Genomic DNA, 18,314 nt, shown 5'->3' with positions numbered 1-18,314 from the left:
GGTGGACGCGCACTTGGCGCCGCCCCTCACGGAACCCGCCACCGCTCAGCCGGCGGGCTCGATCCGCTCCGACAGCCGCCGCAGGCCGGTGCCGTCGGCGTTGATGATCCAGAGCGTTCCGCCGGTCTGGAAGTACTTGGTGAACACGATGCGCCGCCCGTCCGGCGACCAGACAGGATCGCGCGGCCATCCGCCGGGCGCGGGGTACTTCGGGCCCCGACGCATGTCACGCCGCTGCTGGGTGAACACCACGCGCTCACCCGTGCCGTCCGTCCGAATCACGTGCAGGGTCACACGAGCCCCCGGCTTGCCCGGATGACGCGTGAACACGAGCCACTGGCCGTCCGGGCTCCACGCGGGGTTGGTGCCGCGGGTCAGCAGCCGCCGCCGCCCCGTCCGCAGGTCGATGACGGCGATGCGGTCGCCATCCGGTCCACCCGTCGGCCGAACCGCCAGCGCACGGCCGTCCGGTGACCATGCGGGATCCGCGTCGCGCGGCGCGCCCACCAGCCGCCGGTCCGATCCGTCCAGGTTCATCACCGTCAGGCGGTCTCCGTCACGGTCCACGCATCCGGGCGGCGTCACGTGCTGCGCCTGGCCCCCGCCAACCGCGATGCCGCACCCCATCCCCAGCGCGATCCGCCGCCCATCCGGCGAAACCGCGGACCGGTACACGTACGATCCGCAGATCCGGCCGGCCTCGCGCCAGCTTTGCGTGTCCAGGTCCAGCGCGGCGACCAGGGTGCAGCCGCCGTAGCCGTGCTCCGGCAGCACGAACACCGTGCGGCGGTCGGCGGACAGGGACGGACGCACCATCCAGCTGGCGGAGTCGCGGCACCACGCCCGCCCTGTGAGCACGGGCGCCGGCGCGGAGCCGCCATGTGTCCGGTAGATACCGCTGCCGCCGCAGGGTGAGGTGTCGCGATAGTCGTAGCCGCCGCGCACCTCCGTGTGAACGAACAGAACCTGCCGGCCGTCCGCGCTCCACCCCAGCGGCTGGATCTCGGGCCGGTAGTTGGGCCCGAGATCCAGCGCCTCCACCGCGGCGCGGGCAGCACACGTGGCGGTCCAGGCGCCCACCGCGACGCAGGCAGCCGCGGCGAGCGCGGCGGGAAGGCGGCGCAGCCCGCGCACCGGCGCCTCAGTCCGCGGCGATGCGCTCGGGCTCAGCCTGCGCGGCCGCCTTGTCCCGCAGCGCGCGCCACATGCGCGGCGGCGAGAAGGGAAGCGAGTCCATCCGCACCCCCACGGCGTCGAAGATGGCGTTGGCGATGGCGGGGATGGAGGGGTGCAGCGGGCCCTCGCCGGCCTCCTTGGCGCCGTACGGGCCCTCCGGGTCGATGCTCTCCACGATCAGCGAGCGCAGCTCCGGCGTGTCCAGCGAGGTAGGAATGCGATAATCCAGCAGCGATGGCGCGTTGTGCAGACCGGCGCGGCCGTGGTCGGCGTCCTTGAAGATGTGCTGCTCCATCAGCGCCTCGGCAAAGCCCATGTACGCCGAGCCCTCCATCTGCCCCTCGACGATCTGCGGGTTGAGCGCGCGTCCGCAGTCGTGCGCCACCCAGATGTTCTTCACCTCCACGAACCCCGTCTCGGCATCCACCTCCACCTCGGCCACGTGCGCGGTGAACGAGTACGCCGGCGACGCGCCGATCGTGCCGCCGCGGTACTCGCCGTGCACGTCGCGCGGCGTGTTGTAGCTGCCCACGCTGCCCAGCGTGCCGTGCCTGGCCTCGGCCAGGTTGAACGCCTCGACGATGGAGATGTTGCGCCCCGTGTCCTGCCCGTCCATCGCCCGGCCGCCGGCCAGCAGCACGCGATTCGCCGGAATCCCCCACTCCGCGCCCACGGCGTCCTGCACCATCGCCTTGAGCTTGCGCGCCGCGTCCACGCAGGCGTTGCCCAGCATAAAGGTGACGCGCGACGAGTACGCGCCCAGGTCCACCGGCGTAAAGTCCGTGTCGCTGGGCAGCACGCGCACGTAGTCCAGCGGCACCCCCAGCTCCTCGCAGACGATGTATGCCACCAGCGACGTCGACCCCTGGCCGATGTCCGACGCGCCGGAGAAGACGGCCACGCGGCCGGAGCGGTCCACCTGCAGCTGCACGGCGGACTGCGGCATCCGGTTGGGATAGATGGGATAATTGGTCCCGCTGATGTAGCACGAGCCCGCGACGCCCAGCCCACGGCCGTAGCCCAGCTTGCCGCGCCGCTCCTTCCACCCGCTGGCGCGCTCCACGGCGTCCAGGCACTCCATGAAGCCGTTGGACGTGACGCGCAGCTCGTTGACCGTGCGCCGGAAGCTGCCCATGAAGTTGCGGCGCCGCAGCTCGATGGGGTCGATGTTCAGCCGCTCCGCCAGCTTGTCGAGCGTGACCTCGAAGGCGAAGCGGGGCTGCACGCTGCCGTGGCCGCGCTTGGGCCCGCACGCCGGCTTGTTGGTAAAGACGCGGGTGGAGTTGAAGCGGTACGCCGGGATCTCGTACGGCGCCGCCAGCAGCTGGCCGCTGTAGTACGTCGTGACCAGGCCAAACGACGAGTACGCGCCGCCGTCCAGCAGCGTTTTGGCATCCACCGCCGTGAGCTTGCCGTCCGCCGTGGCGCCCACGCGGTACGTCATGTGGAACGGGTGCCGCCCGCGGTGGGCGTAGAACACCTCTTCGCGGGTGTAGAGGATCTTCACCGGCCGGCCCGTCTTCATCGCGAGCTTCGCGACGCAGAACTCCAGGTCGAACGGCTCGCTCTTGCCGCCAAATCCGCCGCCCACGTGCGGCTGGACGACGCGTACTTTCGCCGGATCCAGCTCCAGCACCCTGGCCAGCTCGCGGTGCAGGTAGTGCGGCACCTGGGTGCTGGACCAGACCGTCAGCCGCCCGTCCGGCGCCCCGCCCTGCTCCCACATCCCCACCGCGCAGTGCGGCTCGATGGGCGTGTGCGTGGTGCCCTCGAAAAAGTACTCGCCCTCGATCACCACGTCCGATTCGGCCAGCCCCTGCTCCACCTCGCCAAAGTCCAGCTTGACGATCTTGCTGATGTTGCCGTTGTGCCCAGCCTTCTTGGCTTCGTGAATCTGCACGTCGGTGCGGCGCGCGGCTTCGAACGGGTCCAGGATCGCCTCCAGCACCTCGTATTCGACGCGGATCAGCTCCACCGCGCGGTTGGCCGTGTCCTCATCTACCGCCGCCACCGCCGCCACCGCGTCGCCGATGTAGCGCGCCTTGTCCGTGGCCAGCGCGTTCTCGTCCGGCGTCCAGACGATGATGCCGAAGGGGATGGGCATCTCCGCGCCGGTGACCACCGCGGCCACGCCGGGAAGCGCCAGCGCGGCGGAGGCGTCGATGGAGACGATGCGGGCGTGCGGGTGGGGGGAGCGCAGGATCTTGGCGTGCAGCATCCCCGGCAGCACCAGGTCGTCGGTGTAGCGCGCGCGGCCGGTGGATTTCTCCAGCCCGTCGGTCTTGCGCATCCGCCGGCCCAGCACGTTCAGCGGCCTGGCCTTTTCCTCGCGGTCGCCGTACAGCTTTACCCGCTCGCCCACGGGCTCGCCCGCGTGCGACTCCGCGTGGTCCACGACCGGGGTGCCGCGCTCCGCGACCTCGGGCTCGTCGGGCGGAACGCCGCCGCGGGCACTCTCGAACTCCTGCCGTTCCGCGTTCATGCCGCCACCTCCCTGCCCCGCAGCGTGGCCGCCGCCATCTCCACCGCGTCCAGGATCTTGGTGTAGCCGGTGCAGCGGCACAGGTTGCCGCTCAGCGCGTCCTTGATCTCGTCGCGCGTGGGGGCCGTGTTCTCCTCCAGCAGCGCCGCCGCACTCATCAAAATCCCCGGCGTGCAGAAGCCGCACTGCGCCGCGCCGCACACGTCGAACGCGTCCTGCAGCGGGTGCGGCACCCCCGGCCCCGTGCGCAGCCCCACCAGCCCTTCCACCGTGCGCACGTCCTGCCCCACCGCCTCGTACACGGGAGTGATGCAGGAAAGCGTGGGCACGCCGTCCAGCCACACCGTGCACGCGCCGCAGTCACCCTTGTCGCACCCCTGCTTGCTGCCGGTAAGCTGCACGGCGTAGCGCAGCGCCTCGAGCAGGCTCCAGTGGGTGGGCACCGCGACCTCGTGCGTGTCGCCGTTTACGTTGAGGGTGAGAAGGTCCTTCATCAGCCCCGATTTCGGTGGATGAACGACGCCCGCACCTTCTGGAAGTGCACGCGCCGCGCGGGTTTGACCATCTTCGCAACTTAACCCGCGCCATCTGGAGGGTCAACGCACGCGCGCCTGCTTTTCGAACACGCGTTCGACGGAATCTGGCAAGTTCCGTCTTCAAGTGGACCACGCAAAAAGAGGGGGCGCGGAGATCAGATCTCCGCGCCCCCCGAATCCGACCTGGCCCTTTCGCTCAGCGGTCGCCCTTGTCGCCCTGGCCAGGCTTGGACTTGGTCTTGGCGTGCTGGCGCCGGTCCGCCGCCAGCGACTTGCCCACGTCCACCTGGTCCTCTGTAAAGCGGCCGTTCTCGTCGCGGCGAATGTACCGCTTGTCGCCCTCGTTGGGCTCGATCAGCTCGCGCTTGCTTGACATCTGCAATCCTCCGGAGAGTCGGGATTCGCTGTAAACGCCGCTTCCTCATCCACTTCCGCCTTGCATAGTCCGGGCCGTGGCCCCGAACAATCGTATCAGCGGTGGCGCGAGGACGGCATCGACAGACGCTTACGAAAGTGCGAGAGTGCGAAAGGAACGGGCTCCGGTGTTGCGCCGGAGCCCGTTCCTGGTATCTGCCGCCAGCCGGCGGCGTTAGCACGGGTAACAGTTCTGTCCGGTTTTGGGGATGCCGCAGGAGTCGGCGCAGCTTCCCTGGTAGCAGGTGTCGCACGGGGAGGTGGCGTACGCGCGCGTGGCACACCGCAGCGTGCCAATCTGGTTTCCTTCCACCGTGCCGCTCGCCTCGGGGGCCTCCGCCTCGGCCGCGAACGAGGTCACCTGCAGGGCATCGACATCCAGTCTGATCTTTTTCATCGGACCGCTCCCGGCAAAGGTAAAGAAAATCCGGAAAGGACATGGATGGCGATGCAAGACCGGCTCCATCGACATCATCCCTGTCGGGAATACGGCGGGGATCTCGTTGCGTGTCCGCCGGGGGCGCACGCAGTCCGCGCGAGGCAGGAACAGGGCAAGAGCGCCGCGCATTCCGAGTGACCGGCGCCGGAAAGAGCGGGCGTCCAGCTAACTGTCTGAAAACATTGGGCGCCACACGGTTGACGGCACGAGCCATTGGTGCCATACTCAACGTGAGGATGGTCCGTTCGTACGCTGGTACCCACCCTGCGGCGCCCCGCCGCGCCTTCTCCCGATGATCTGCGGAATTGTGCTGGCCGCCGGCCGTTCGCGGCGTATGGGCGAGCCCAAGGCCCTGCTTGTCGCGGGAGACGAGACCTTTCTGCGGCGCGCCGTCCGTGCGCTGCGGGAAGGCGGCTGCGCGTACGTGGTGGTCGTTACCGCGCGGCTGGACGACGAGACGGCGCGCACCATCGCCGAAGAGGCGGCGGCGCTGTACGCGGGGATCGCCGTAAACCCGGCGAACGAGTCCGAGCAGGCCGACTCGCTGCGCATCGGGCTGATGTCGCTGCCCCCCGAGGCCGTGGCGGCCGTGGTCGCGCCGGTGGACGTCCCCGACGTCTCCGGCGCCCTCGTACGTGCCGTGATCGACGCGTACCGGCGTACGGACGCCCCCGTCGCCCTTCCCGCGCGCGACGGACGGCACGGGCACCCGGTGCTTTTTGACCGCCGCGTGTTCGCGGAGCTGATGCGCCCGGGGCTGCCGCGGGGCGCGCGCACCGTGATCCACGCCCACGCCGCCGCCCTGGCCGAGGTGCCCGTGGACGCGCTTCCCCCGGACCTGGACACGCCGGAAGAATACCGGCGCTGGCGGCAAAACGCGTGATTGAAAGGCTCAGCCTGGCGGACGCCGTCCACCACGCCCGCGAGGCGCTGGAGGGCGGCGCCCCTGTCGTTGCCCTCACGGTGCTGGATGCCCCCGACGGTGCCGCCCCCCACGGAGCGCGGATGTCCGTCTGGGCCGACCGGTCCGCCGGCACCCTGGGCGACCCGAATCTTGACGCCGCGGCCATCCGTATGGCTCGTGGCGTCCTTGCGGAAGGCGGCAAGGCGGGGCCGCGGTCGATTGAGGCGGACGGGCACGGCGTCACGCTGTACGCCGAGCCGCACCATCCGCCGCCGGAGCTGGTGATTGTGGGGGCGGGGCACGTGGCGCGTCCGCTCTGCCGGCTGGGGGCCATGCTGGGGTTTCGCGTCACCGTGCTGGACGACCGGCCGGAGTTCGCCACCCGCGAGCGCTTTCCCGAAGCGGCGGAGGTCCGGCAGCCGCGCTTCGACCAGCCGTTTCGGGACGTGCGCATCAACGCGCGGACGTACCTGGTGCTGGTGACGCGCGGCCACAAGTACGACTTCGAGGCGCTGCGCGACGTCCTGCATCGACCGGAACTGCCGGCGTACGTGGGGATGATCGGCAGCCGGCGGCGCACGCGGGCCGCGCTGGAGCAGCTGGCCCGCGACGGCATTGGCGACGAGCGGCTGCGCGCCGTCCATGCGCCCATCGGCCTGGACATCGGCGCGGAGACGCCGGAGGAGATCGCGGTCGCAGTGGCGGCGGAGCTGGTGATGGCGCTGCGCGGCGGCACGGGCCGCCCGCTACGCGACCTGGAGCGCGTCGCCGAACGGTGGTTGCGCGCGCCGGAGCGGGACACGGACGCGAGCTGACACGCGCCGCGGCCGGCGGAGCGGAAAACGTACCTTCGTACCTTCGTACCTTCGTACCTTCGTACCTTCGTACTCTCGTACTCTCGTACTTTCGTACCTTCCGGCCATGTATCGCACGTGTATCTTCTGCTCCGCCAACCTGGGCGCCAACGAGGCCGTAGAGGCCTTTCCCGTGGGGCGCAGCGTGGCGTTCGACGCCTGGAAGGGGCGGCTGTGGGCCATCTGCCAGCGTTGCGGGCGGTGGAACCTGGCGCCGCTGGAGGAGCGGTGGGAGGCGGTGGAGGAGGCCGACAAGCGGTTCACCGACTCGCGACTGCGGGTGCAGTCGGAGAACATCGGGCTCTGCAAGCTGCCGGACGGCACCCGGCTCATCCGCGTGGGCGACGCGCTGGCGGGCGAGCTGGCGGCGTGGCGCTACGGCGACCAGCTGGTGCGCCGCCGCCGCCAGTACATGATCGCCGGCGCGGCCACGGCCACGGCGGGCCTTGTCCTGCTGGGTGGCATGGTGGCGCTGGGGGTGGGAACCGGGCTGGGCGGCTTCTGGAGCGTGTTCGCGCAGGGGTGGGAGGAGCGGCAGTCGCGCAAGGTCATCCACCGCCTCCCCGCGGCGCTTTCCCCCACCGGGCGCGAGGTGGCCATCCGCCGCTGGCACGTGCAGGGCGCGCGGCTGGCGCAGGCGGACGGCGGCGAGATCGGCCTGCGTATCCCCGACATCGACCGGGAGAAGCGCAAGACGGACGGCTGGGGACGGATGAAGTTCGGCACGGGGACGGAGGTGCTGGTGCCGGGCGACGATGCGCGGCTGGTGCTGAGCCGGGCGATGGTGGCCGTCAACAAGAAGGGCGCCTCGCGCGATCGCGTGGGCGACGCCGTGCGCCTGATCGAGCACGCGCGCTCCGCCGAGGAGTACCTCAAGCAGGCGGCGGCGCGCGGCGGGGTGCTGGGCAAGCGCGAGGGGATGGAGAAGCAGCAGCTGACCCCCGTGGGCGCGCTGGCGCTGGAGATGGCGCTGCACGACGAGTCGGAGCGCCGCGCCCTGCAGGGCGAGCTGTCCGCGCTGGAGGCGGCGTGGCGCCAGGCGGAGGAGATCGCCGAGATCGCCGACGCGCTTCCCGACGTTCCCGCGCCGGAGCCGCCGCGGCTGGTGAACGGGTGAACGGGTGAACGGGCGAGCGGTCATCGTCATCTCGCCGGCGGCCTGAGAGGCGTCCGTCATGTACCGCAGCTGCATCTTCTGCGCGGCGCCGCTGGGGTCGAACGATTCCGTCGAGCGCTTTCCCGTGGGCCGCAGCCTGGCGTTCGACGCGGCGCGGGGGCGGCTGTGGGCCGTCTGCCCCGGGTGCGCGCGGTGGAACCTGGCGCCGATCGAGGAGCGCTGGGAGGCGGTGGAGGACGCCGAACGCATCTTCCGCGATACCCGCCTGCGGGTTCAGAGCGAGAACGTGGGCCTGGCGAAGCTGGCGGATGGAACGCGGCTGGTGCGCGTGGGAAAGGCGCTGCCGGGCGAGCTGGCGGTGTGGCGCTACGGCAGGATCATGCTGCGCCGGCGCGCCATCTACGGAGCCATGGCCGGCATCCGCACGGGCTACGGCTTCGGAATGGTACTGGGGGCTGGGGTGGTCACCGCGTCGGCGGGCGTGCTGGTCACGGGCTCCGCGGTGGTGGGGGTGGGCTGCTTCGCGCTCTCCCAGCTCCTGCACACGGTTACGGACTGGCGCCCCCGTGTGGATGACGAACCGCTGCTTCGGTACACGGGCATCGACGCGAACGCCCTGTCGCTGCAAAAGGCGCGATTCGCCTTCACCTTTCACGGTGAGGTGAGCGTGGAACTGCAGCAGCAGGTGCCCGCGCCGTATCAGGAGGAGCCCGGGCAGGTGCTATGGCGCGACGAGCCGGTGGTGCTCCCCGCAGAGCATGCGCGAACGCTGCTGCGCCGCGGAACCGTCCGGCTGAACGCCCCCGGCGCCTCGCGCCGTACGGTGCAGACCGCGATCGCCCTGCTGGCGGCGAGAGGGTCGGCGGAAGACTTTCTGCGCCGCGCCGCCGCGGAGCGGATGCGGGTGGACGACCCGGCCGTGGACGGCCGATTGCGGAGGGTGCGCATGCTCGCCGTGGAAATGGCCGTACACGACGAGCTGGAGCGCGACGCCCTGCGCGGCGACCTTGCCGCCCTGGAAGAGGCGTGGCGCGAGGCTGAGCAGATCGCCGCCATCGCCGACCGCCTGCCCGACGTCGATCCAGAGCCGCCGCGGCTCGCGGCTCGAGCCTGACCGGCGATGTACCGCAGCTGCATCTTCTGCGCGGCGCCGCTGGGGTCGAACGATTCCGTCGAGCGCTTTCCCGTGGGCCGCAGCCTGGCGTTCGACGCGGCGCGGGGGCGGCTGTGGGCGGTCTGCCCCGGGTGCGCGCGGTGGAACCTGGCGCCGATCGAGGAGCGCTGGGAGGCGATCGAGGACGCCGAGCGGCTGTTCCGCGACACGCGGCTGCGCGCCCAGCGCGAGAACATCGGGCTGGCGAAGCTGGGCGACGGCACGCGGCTGGTGCGCATTGGCCGGGCGCTGGCGGCGGAACGGGCGGTGTGGCGCTACGGCGGTGGGCTGGGCGGCGCGGCCTCGTGGCTGCGCGGCGTGCGCGACGCCGCGGTAGACGTGGCGCGGGAGGCGATCGGCGCCGTGCCGGGATTGCTGCCGCTGCTCGACGAAACCGTGCGCGGCTCGGCCCGCTCCCTCCGCGGCAGGCGGGTGATGCACCGGCTGGGCGCCCACCGGGGGCACGGCGGGCTCCTCATCCGCCGCTGGCACCTGGAAACGGCCACGCTGGCGCCGGACGGAGCGGGCGGCGTGGAGATGCAGTTTCCCTTTGGGCTGGGGGCGCACGCGGACGGTGAAGCGGTGGGGCGCATCCGCCGCGCGCCGCAAACGATGGTCGTGGGTGGGGATGAGGCGCAGGTGCTGCTGGCCAGGGCGGTGCCGCTGGTGAACCACGCGCGGCCGCGGCGTCCGCAGGTGATGGATGCGGTAGGGCTGCTGGAGGGTTTCGCCTCGCCCGCGGAGTTCGTGCAGTGGGTTGCGGCGGAGCGGCTTCCCCTTAGCAAGGGCGGGTTTGTGCGGCTGGACCGCGTGGAAGACACGGCCGTGCTGAACCGCCGCGGCGCGCTGGCGCTGGAGATGGCCGTGCACGACGAGCAGGAGCGCCGCGCGATGGACGGGGAGCTGGCCATGCTGCAGGGGATGTGGCGCCAGGCGGAAGAGATCGCCGCCATTGCCGACCGGCTGCCGGACGTCGCCGCGCCGGAGCCGCCGCGGCTGGGCCGGGTTCGCTGAGGAGGAGCGGATGTACCGCAGCTGCATCTTCTGCTCGGCCGCGCTGGGATCCAACGATTCCATCGAGCGCTTTCCCGTCGGACGGTCACTGGCGTTCGACCGGGAAAAGGGGCGGCTGTGGGCGGTCTGCGGAACGTGCGCGCGGTGGAACCTGGCGCCGCTCGACGAGCGCTGGGAGGCGATCGAAAGCGCCGAGCGCCTGTTCCGCGACACGCACGCGCGCGTGCAGCACGAGAACATCGGCCTCGCCAGGCTGCGGGACGGAACGCGGCTGGTCCGCGTGGGCCGGGCCCTTACCGGCGAGCTGGCGGCGTGGCGCTACGGCGAAACGCTGGTGCAGCGGCGCAGGCGATACCTGCGGGTCGCGGCGCCGCTGGGGACGCTGGGCGCGCTCGGCTGGCTGGTCCTGGTCCCCGGGGCGGGGATCCTGCCGGTCGTGGGCGGGGCGGCGGTTGTCGCCGGCGGCCTGGGACGGTGGATCTGGAGCGTCGCACGCGGCACGCAGCCGGTGATGCGCCTTACTCCCCGCGACGCCGACATCCCCGTCCCGGTATCCGTGTTCCCGGAGCACCTGGCCGGCGCGCGGATGATGGTGACGGACGACGGCGGAATCGGCGTGCGCATCACCGGGCTGCGGCACCGCCACGACTGGTCGCGGGCCGGCGGAGCGCGGGTGGTCCACATCCCCACCCTGCTTGCCGGTGCCCCCGGCGCGGCACCTGCTGAGCCGGGCGATGGTGGTCGCGAACCCGCGGGGCGCGGGGCGCGACGCCGTGCTGGAGGGGGTGGAGCGGATCGCCGCCGCCGGGTCGCCGGAGGACTACCTGCGCGCCGCCGCCCGCGACGGATGCGTGCTGATGCCGGAGTTCGAAGGCGCCGCTTCGCCGGTGGGAGAGATCTTCGAGAGCACCCCCGCGTCTCGCCTGGCGCTGGAGATGGCGCTGCACGAGGAGACGGAGCGGCGCGCGCTGGACGGCGAGCTGGCGATGCTGGAGGGGATGTGGCGCGAGGCGGAGGAGATCGCGTCCATCGCCGACCGGCTGCCAGACCTTCCGGTGCCCGAACCGCCGCGCATGGCGGTCTCAGCGGCGCGATTTCGTTCGGAATGTTGACCTGATCGTGTCCACGCAGCCGCTCGGACAGCGGGCCGGATACCGCAAGTCGATGGACGGAAAGTGGTTGCGGCGCGAGAGCGGCGGATGTCGCCGCGCTGGAACAAATGTCGCAGGAGTGACGGACGGACCGTCGCCCGCGTCCAGTGAGCGGAGCAGATGAGCGAAGACCTGGCCGTGTTCGCGGCGGCGGAGCAGGCGGCGCACGAGGGCAGGCCGGCGGTGCTGGCGACCATCGTGCGGTCGCGGGGCTCCACGCCGCGGGGGATCGGCAGCAAGATGCTGGTGGACCCCGAACGCGGGCTTACGGGCACGGTGGGCGGCGGATGCGGCGAGGCAGAGGTCATCGAGGCCGCGGCCGACGTGATCGCCACCGGCCGCCCCCGGCTGCTGCGCATCGACCTTACGGAAGACCTTTTTTCATGGAGCCCCGCCGTCTGTGGCGGGGTGTTTGACGTGTTCCTGGAGCGCGTGTGACGCCGCGCATTTCATCCATCGCCTTTGCCGGCGGGACCCACACGTTCAGCCAGCCGACAACCCACGGATCCAGCACCGTCGCGGACCCCGTCCCCGGCACCTGACCTTCCGAGCCGACATCCACATCCACCCGACGATCCGGACCCGGCCGGCCGCACCGTTGCGCCGGCCCCGCTTCGCGAGCACTACCCCCAAACCCCCTGTATGGGGAAGGACCAACGCATGACCGCAGTACAGCAGCCGCTGGCTCCCGAGCAGCGCGACATGATCCGTGACGAGCTCCTGCGATCCCTGACCAAGCTGGAGCGCAGCATGAAGGCCAACGGCGCCGCGGCGCGCCCGCGCGACCTGGAGCAGGACACGGTGGGCCGCCTGTCGCGGGTGGAGGCGCTGCAGAGCCAGGGCCTTACCAAGACGCTGGCCGCCCGCGAGCAGGTGCAGCTGGAGCAGATCGTGGCCGCGCTGCGCCGCCTGGAAGAGGGCACGTACGGCGCCTGCAACGGCTGCGGCGGGCCGATCCCCATGGAGCGGCTGATGATCTACCCGGAGACGCTGGCCTGCAGCACGTGCGCCTGCCGGGCGTAGGCGGGTAACCGCAGGGAATAGGGAACAGGGAACAGGGAATAGGGAATAGCCTGCGGAACGGCGCATCCGCCGCGCAGGCTCCCTGAAGATTCCCGGGCTGCCCTTCCGGCTCCATCGCGCGTCCCGCCGCCCAGCCATCCGCCGGATCTCCAGAAAACGTTTCCACTCCGCCTGCGAACCTCCCGTTCGCGGGCCGTCGTCGTTTGCTTCGCCCCCGCCCCCGCCGCCCCGTTGCCGTTCCCGCTATCCCCTATCCCTTATTCCCTATCCCCTATCCCCTATCCCTTATCCCCTATTCCCTATTCCCTATTCCCTATTCCCTTCCCCTCGCCCCCCCGATCCGATTTCGCGGTGCGGTGTATGCAGTCCGCCCTCCACCCCGAGGGATGAACGCCGCAAGCCGGAATGGTCATGTTGAAGCGCCTGATTTCCCTGTGGGTGTGGGTGAGCGTAAGCCTGGTGGCCCTGTTCTGGGTACCCTGGCTGGCCTTTCTGTACGTGCTGACCGCCACGCGCGACCCCGGCCGCTACACGGTGGGCCGCTGGTTTCGCCGCGCGGCGGTGGTGTGCACCAAGCTGAACCCCATGTGGCGGTTCCGCACCACGGGCGTGCGCATCCACGACCCGCGCCGCCCGTACGTGGCCGTGGCCAACCACGAGTCGTTCGCCGACATCTTTCTGCTCTCGCACCTGCCGTGGGAGATGAAGTTCCTGAGCAAGGAATCCATCTTCAAGATCCCGGTGATGGGGTGGATGATGCGGATGGCGGGCGACGTGGCGGTGCGCCGCGGCGACGTGACCAGCCGCGCGGCGGCGCTGGAGGCGTGCAGGGACCGCCTGGCCAAGCGCGTATCGGTGATGATCATGCCCGAGGGCACCCGCAGCGCCGACGGGCAGCTGCAGAAGTTCCACGACGGCGCGTTCCGCCTGGCGGTGGAAACCGGCTGCCCCATCCTGCCCATCGCCGTGGCGGGGACGCGCGCGGCCATCACCAAGGGCTCGTGGATGGTGGGCCGCGCGACCGCCGTCGCCCGCGTGCTGGAGCCGATCGAGACCACCGGCCTTACCCTGGCCGACGTCCCCGCCCTGCGCGAGCGCGTCCGGGGCGCCATCGCCGAAGCCCGCGCCACACTGCTGCGGGAACTGCAGACGGCGTAGAGACAGCGGTTGGATTTCTCGGAGGGTTGCACGTGGCCTGTTGCGGTGAATCCGCAGCAGGCCTATTTGCTTTTGGTGATACGATTTACCTGTTCCACAGGGGATAGAGGATCCCTATCCGGAGGCAGGCCCGGACCTACGCTGGTGGCGTTCCGCGAGTGGGGAGAACGCTTTTCCGCGATCTCACAGCTGTATTGGCTGCACGACGGGTCGTTCCTGGTGCAGTTCTACGAAACAAAAGGGTGCATCGACGTTTCGCTGTTGACTGGGTCCGGCCGTACAGATCTCGCAACTTGCTGCAGATGAAACAGATGCATCGGCACCATCCGTTTTCAGCCGGGTGCTGGTGAGGGGGAGAGGAAAAATCTTGATCGTGCGGTGCCACACGCGTAGCGTTCACGGCGGGCAGCGACGCCCAAACCCCGTTGGAGGTTACCTGATGAGTCCCGAGATGCTGACATGGTTGAGCAAGACCGGAGGAGCAGCCGGGATTTTGATCCTTGCGTTGTGGCTGTTTCGCGACCGGATCTACTTCAGTTTCGGTCAGCCGCCAGCGGGGATCCGGTTCAGGCATCCGGAGGATCCCACCGGCCCTGGCCCGCACCGGATCGCGCCTCCCGGACGTCGCAAGACACGGCAGCGCGCGTGACGAGCGGGTTGCCAAGCGGCGGGCCGGGACGCGAGATTCTGCACCTCGTCACCAACCGTTCCGCCGTATCGTGCCTCCCTTGGCATCCATGCCCTTCAACACGCTTGGCTGGAACCGCGTACGCTACACGCTGCTGGCGCCGCTGTACGACCGCGTGGCCGGGTTCCGCCCGCAGCGGCGGCGGTCGATGGAGTTGCTGGCGGCGCGGCCGGGCGAACGGATTCTGGTCGATGGATGCGGGACGGGCGCAGACCTGGCCTTTCTGCCGGCCGACGCGCGGGTGGTGGCGACGGACCTTACGCCCGCGATGGTGGAGCGCACGCGGCTTCGGGCGCAGGCGCTGGGGCGCAGCGTGGACGCGCGGGTGATGGACGCGCAGGCGCTGGACTTTCCCGACGCCAGCTTCGACGCGGTGGTGCTGCACCTGATCCTGGCGGTCGTGCCGGATCCGGTGGCCGCCGTCCGCGAGGCCGCGCGCGTGCTGAAGCCCGGCGGACGTGCGGTGGTGTTCGACAAGTGGGTGCCCGACGCGCGCCAGCCCTCCCTGGGCCGGCGCGCGGCCAACCTGGTGGCCAGCGTGGTCGCCACGGAGATCACCCGCAAGCTGGGCCCGCTGGTGGAAGCCGGCGGCCTGCGCCTTGAGCACCAGGAGCCCGCCGGCAAGGGCGGATTCTTCTCCATCGCGCTGCTGCGAAAGCCGGGGTGAGGCTGGGCCGGGCCCGTCACCGGGAGCCCGGCAGGGTGAGCGAGTAAACTTGCCGCAACAACTGCGGAAAGCCCCGCAAGCCACGCCTGCGCGACGGCGTCGCGCGGCACTCACCTTCCGCCGGCACAACCATCCGCACAGGCGGACATTGCGTTGTCCCAGCCGCGAATGATGACGATTGCGAATCTGATCCGGTGATCCTCCGGTTGCGCACGCGCCGGTGCATGGAATGCCGCACACGGCCGGGCCGCCGAGTCCACGAAGGTGGACTTTGTGCAGTTGTAGCGGCGAATTGATTCGCTCCTGCAGGCGGGCGGCACGTCGCCGGTTCAGATTCTCAAGAGTCATCATCGCGCATGGTTGCGATACCGACGATGTTGTCCCGGCACCGCACCGCCGCCTGTCCCGCTTAGCCGCGACATCCCATCTTGCCCGACACGTTTCTACCCGCCGTACGGAAGTCGCTTGATCAATCCCTTTTCATCCGCCGCTCCCGGCACGTCCCCGCCGCCGCCCGCCGGGCAGCAGGCGTCGGCGCCGAAACCCGAACCGGAGCCGGTCCGCAAGCGCCGCTGGTGGCACCGCAGCGAATCGCGCCGGACGCCGGAGCGCCCGTGCCTTAACTGCGGCGACCAGACGGTGGGCATGTTCTGCCCCCGCTGCGGCCAGCGAAAGGTGGACGTGCGCATCTCGCTGCGCCGGATGCTGGGGGAGGCGCTGGAGGACCAGCTTTCGGTGAACTCCACCCTGCCCCGCACGCTGTTCGCCCTCTTCTTCCGCCCGGGAAAGCTGACGCGCGAGTACGTGCAGGGCCGCATCGTGCGCTACGTGCCGCCTTTCCGGCTGTACCTGGTGAGCTCGCTGCTGTTCTTCGTCATCCTTCCCTTTGTTGCCGATCCCGGCAAGATGATCTCGCTGCAGGACGGCGACACGGGCGCGGACTCCGTCCGCACTGCCCGCATCGCCGATTCCGTTCTGCTGGCGCACGCGCGCCGCAACGGCGAAGACACCGTGCGCCTGGCGACCGCGGTGACCAGGGCGCGCGCGGATCACGGCCACGGCAACATCCAGTTTGGCCCCAATCCCGAGCAGGTGCCGCAGCTGTTCAAGCCGCTGGCGCAGCGGATGAAGAGCACCGAGGACCGGCTGAACGCCATGCCCAAGCGCGAGGCAATGCGGACGCTGATCGAAGCGTTCGAGGAAAACGCGCCCGCCGGCGTGTTCGTGATGATGCCCCTGTTCGCGCTGCTCTTGAAGATCCTGTACGCGCGCCGCAAGCGGTTCTACGTGGAGCACTTTGTCTTTGCGCTGCACGTGCACGCGTTCACCTTCCTTACCGGCGCCATGCTCATGCTGGCGCGCAGCCCCGTGCTGAACGGATTGCTGAGCATCTGGCTGATGGTCTACCTGTTCCTGGCGCTCAAGAACGTCTACGGGCAGGGGATCGTCCGCACCTTCGTGAAGTATGTGACGCTGGGCGTGCTGTACTCGTTCCTGCTGGTCTTTGGCGTCACCGCCACGGTGCTGATGACGGCGCTTTCGCTGTAGAGCGTGCGGAAGGCCCCGTCGCGCGCTCGCCGACGCGCCTTCACCAAAAGACAAGAGGCCCGCGGGAATCCCTCCCGGCGGGCCTCTTCGCTTCCGGGCAAGCTTCGCTCCGGCTTACTTCAGGGTGCCGATGAGGTGGCTGAGCGTGGTTACCCGCTCGTTGTACGTAGTGGCGCCGAGCCCGACGTATACCTCGCTCGTGTTGGCCAGAGGGATCACGTACGAAGTGTCGAGCACACCGTACGGGGAGTAGCCAAACCCTTCCGCCGTGATGCTGCCGCTGGTGCGGACGGCGCTCCCTGTCCATCCGATCGGACGCTTCCAGATACGAAGCGTGCGAATACGCTCCGTGCTCTGCGTTCCCGCCCCGACGCCCACGATCGCCTCCCCCGGAAGCGCCTCGGCATACACCTCGAGGGCGTGCGTGGGGTTCGTTCCATAGCGCCGCAGCTCGGTAGGCCCGAACGTACCATCCTCGTAGATTCGCTGGAACTTCAGGTGGAGCGTCGTGATGTCTTCGTCTCCACTCATCCGCATCCCGATCCCGATCAGCACCAGGTACCCGCCGCAGGAAGTCCACCCGTTCCCGCTGGCTTCAAGGCTGTCCCAGGGCCGATTACCCGTATTCACCGCCGTGTACGTGTCGATGATCGATGGGGTGGTGCAGGGAGGAACGTAGCACCATGCACTGGGATCATCGCGCGGACAGGGCTCGCACCCCCAGGTGTAAATGGGGTCGCACGGAGTGCAGTAGGGATCGTAGTAGGGGTTGCACGGCGTGCAGTAGGGATCGTACGTGGGATCGCACGGAGTGCAGTAGGGATCGTATGTGGGATCGCACGAGTTCGGCTGCAGCGTGGCGTTGATCGGCTTCGTGTAGAAGGTGTAGACACGATCCGCGGTGGGGGCATTGAGGGCCACCATCTCACCGGTCACCGGGTCGATCTTCGACGTCGGTGCCGTCATCTCCGCGGTCGGGCTGGTCACGCTCTCGAAATCGCTACATCCAGTCAGAACCGTGGATACAGCCAGGACCATCCCGATAAGAATCGTCTTTAAATACATGAGTCGCTTCCAGAAGAGGGGGAGGAGTGTGCCGTGCTCACAGCGACACGGCAGGAGGACGGGAGCGGCCATTCTCCCGCTGTCGGCTCCGGACCAGAGCCCATGGTTGCATGGCGTGCCAGGGTGCAACCCACCCGGAACAAAAGTTCCCTGCGAAGAGTTTGACGGATTACGTATTGATTGTCAAGGCCCAATGAGATCGACACTACTGGCTATTTGCATCTCCGGATAGCGTGGCTACTCGAGGGACACGTCTGCGTGCTGGCGATGCTCGTCCATCGCGCCGCTGCCGGGCCGCACAGGGGTGAGGGTGGCCGCGAGCGATGCGGGAGCCTGCGCCCGCGGGTGAGGGGCACACCGCCGACGCCAGTTCAATGCACGTCGAAGCGCCACCCGCCGCGACGGGCCCTCTCCCCCGACGTACCTTTTGCTCGTTCCTCGCAACGGCCGTCGACCCCTCCCCCAACTTCGGGGGAGGGGTTGTGCGCACGGCGAGTGGGGTGTGCCCCGGAGACGGTCGAAGCGGGACCGGGTTCTCCCCTCTCCGTGAGGAAGGAACGGGGAGGGGCCGGGGGAGGGGCACACCGCCGGGCGCCAGTTCGATGCACGTCCAAGCGCCACCGCCCCGACGGGCCCTCTCCCCCGACGGGCCTTTTGCTCGTTCCTCGCAACGGCCGTCGACCCCTCCCCCAACTTCGGGGGAGGGGTGGGGTGGACCGAACCTGCGGTGTGCTTGGGAAAAACGAGGCGAGATCGGGTTCTCCCCTCTCCGTGAGGAACGAACGGGGAGGGGCCGGGGGAGGGGCACACCGCCGACGCCAGTTCGATGCACGTCCAAGCGCCGCCCGCTCCGACGCTCCGCAGCCGGAATTTCGCGTCACCCCTCTCCCGCGCAGTTTGCGGGAGAGGGGCCGGGGGTGAGGGG

18 protein-coding genes are annotated in these 18,314 nt (G+C 69.9%); 12 read left to right on the top strand and 6 right to left on the bottom strand.

Translation table 11 applies throughout. The features are described from left to right. Positions 1-45: 45 nt before the first annotated feature. The 5 genes from ACOJUJ_RS26200 to ACOJUJ_RS26180 form a co-directional block, all read right to left on the bottom strand. Positions 46-1,134 carry a hypothetical protein gene (locus ACOJUJ_RS26200; RefSeq protein ID WP_420129885.1) on the bottom strand — a complete coding sequence of 363 codons (1,089 nt, stop codon included), beginning with the start codon at positions 1,132-1,134 and terminating at the stop codon, positions 46-48. 7 nt (positions 1,135-1,141) lie between these two features. Next, the gene (locus ACOJUJ_RS26195; protein WP_420129884.1) at positions 1,142-3,658 is read right to left on the bottom strand and encodes a xanthine dehydrogenase family protein molybdopterin-binding subunit; all 2,517 of its coding nucleotides are present in this window, start codon (positions 3,656-3,658) and stop codon (positions 1,142-1,144) included. Then, entirely contained in the window at positions 3,655-4,152 is a 498-nt protein-coding gene (locus ACOJUJ_RS26190; RefSeq protein ID WP_420129883.1) for a (2Fe-2S)-binding protein, read from the bottom strand. The genes ACOJUJ_RS26195 and ACOJUJ_RS26190 overlap by 4 nt, the downstream gene beginning before the upstream one ends. A gap of 238 nt (positions 4,153-4,390) precedes the next feature. Then, the gene (locus ACOJUJ_RS26185; protein WP_420129882.1) at positions 4,391-4,570 is read right to left on the bottom strand and encodes a hypothetical protein; all 180 of its coding nucleotides are present in this window, start codon (positions 4,568-4,570) and stop codon (positions 4,391-4,393) included. 213 nt (positions 4,571-4,783) lie between these two features. Then, positions 4,784-5,005, bottom strand: coding sequence for a hypothetical protein (locus tag ACOJUJ_RS26180; RefSeq protein ID WP_420129881.1), 222 nt, complete (start codon positions 5,003-5,005; stop codon positions 4,784-4,786). A 334-nt stretch (positions 5,006-5,339) separates the two neighbouring features. On the opposite strand from ACOJUJ_RS26180, the gene ACOJUJ_RS26175 reads away from it, so the two are divergent. The 12 genes from ACOJUJ_RS26175 to ACOJUJ_RS26120 all read left to right on the top strand — a co-directional run bounded on the left by ACOJUJ_RS26175 (position 5,340) and on the right by ACOJUJ_RS26120 (position 16,324). Further along, entirely contained in the window at positions 5,340-5,930 is a 591-nt protein-coding gene (locus tag ACOJUJ_RS26175) for a nucleotidyltransferase family protein (RefSeq protein WP_420129880.1), read from the top strand. Next, a complete protein-coding gene (locus tag ACOJUJ_RS26170) occupies positions 5,927-6,766 on the top strand; it encodes an XdhC family protein (RefSeq protein WP_420129879.1) in 840 nt (279 codons plus the stop codon). The genes ACOJUJ_RS26175 and ACOJUJ_RS26170 overlap by 4 nt, the downstream gene beginning before the upstream one ends. 106 nt (positions 6,767-6,872) lie before the next feature. Then, positions 6,873-7,922, top strand: a complete 1,050-nt coding sequence (locus tag ACOJUJ_RS26165; protein WP_420129878.1) for a hypothetical protein — start codon at positions 6,873-6,875, stop codon at positions 7,920-7,922. A gap of 58 nt (positions 7,923-7,980) precedes the next feature. Further along, the gene (locus tag ACOJUJ_RS26160) at positions 7,981-9,036 is read left to right on the top strand and encodes a hypothetical protein (RefSeq protein ID WP_420129877.1); all 1,056 of its coding nucleotides are present in this window, start codon (positions 7,981-7,983) and stop codon (positions 9,034-9,036) included. A 6-nt stretch (positions 9,037-9,042) separates the two neighbouring features. Then, positions 9,043-10,089 (top strand): hypothetical protein, encoded by a 1,047-nt coding sequence (locus ACOJUJ_RS26155; RefSeq protein ID WP_420129876.1) that lies wholly within the window; start codon positions 9,043-9,045, stop codon positions 10,087-10,089. Between the two features lie 701 nt (positions 10,090-10,790). Next, positions 10,791-11,201 carry a hypothetical protein gene (locus ACOJUJ_RS26150; protein ID WP_420129875.1) on the top strand — a complete coding sequence of 137 codons (411 nt, stop codon included), beginning with the start codon at positions 10,791-10,793 and terminating at the stop codon, positions 11,199-11,201. Positions 11,202-11,360: 159 nt separating this feature from the next. Further along, positions 11,361-11,678, top strand: a complete 318-nt coding sequence (locus tag ACOJUJ_RS26145) for an XdhC family protein (protein WP_420129874.1) — start codon at positions 11,361-11,363, stop codon at positions 11,676-11,678. Positions 11,679-11,900: 222 nt separating this feature from the next. Then, positions 11,901-12,263 carry a TraR/DksA family transcriptional regulator gene (locus ACOJUJ_RS26140; RefSeq protein WP_420129873.1) on the top strand — a complete coding sequence of 121 codons (363 nt, stop codon included), beginning with the start codon at positions 11,901-11,903 and terminating at the stop codon, positions 12,261-12,263. 411 nt (positions 12,264-12,674) lie between these two features. Continuing rightward, positions 12,675-13,421, top strand: a complete 747-nt coding sequence (locus ACOJUJ_RS26135) for a lysophospholipid acyltransferase family protein (RefSeq protein WP_420129872.1) — start codon at positions 12,675-12,677, stop codon at positions 13,419-13,421. 439 nt (positions 13,422-13,860) lie between these two features. Beyond that, positions 13,861-14,070 carry a hypothetical protein gene (locus ACOJUJ_RS26130; protein WP_420129871.1) on the top strand — a complete coding sequence of 70 codons (210 nt, stop codon included), beginning with the start codon at positions 13,861-13,863 and terminating at the stop codon, positions 14,068-14,070. 88 nt (positions 14,071-14,158) lie between these two features. After that, positions 14,159-14,776, top strand: a complete 618-nt coding sequence (locus tag ACOJUJ_RS26125) for a class I SAM-dependent methyltransferase (RefSeq protein ID WP_420129870.1) — start codon at positions 14,159-14,161, stop codon at positions 14,774-14,776. Between the two features lie 465 nt (positions 14,777-15,241). Then, the gene (locus ACOJUJ_RS26120; RefSeq protein ID WP_420129869.1) at positions 15,242-16,324 is read left to right on the top strand and encodes a DUF3667 domain-containing protein; all 1,083 of its coding nucleotides are present in this window, start codon (positions 15,242-15,244) and stop codon (positions 16,322-16,324) included. Between the two features lie 114 nt (positions 16,325-16,438). On the opposite strand, the gene ACOJUJ_RS26115 is transcribed toward ACOJUJ_RS26120, so the two are convergent. Further along, on the bottom strand, positions 16,439-17,389 hold the full coding sequence (locus ACOJUJ_RS26115; protein ID WP_420129868.1) for a hypothetical protein: 951 nt from the start codon (positions 17,387-17,389) through the stop codon (positions 16,439-16,441). Between the last annotated feature and the right edge of the window lie 925 nt (positions 17,390-18,314).

This window comes from Longimicrobium sp., assembly GCF_048594345.1.
GTDB lineage: Bacteria > Gemmatimonadota > Gemmatimonadetes > Longimicrobiales > Longimicrobiaceae > Longimicrobium.
Note: the sequence above shows the minus strand (reverse complement) of the source record. Positions and strands in the feature narration are given on the sequence as shown.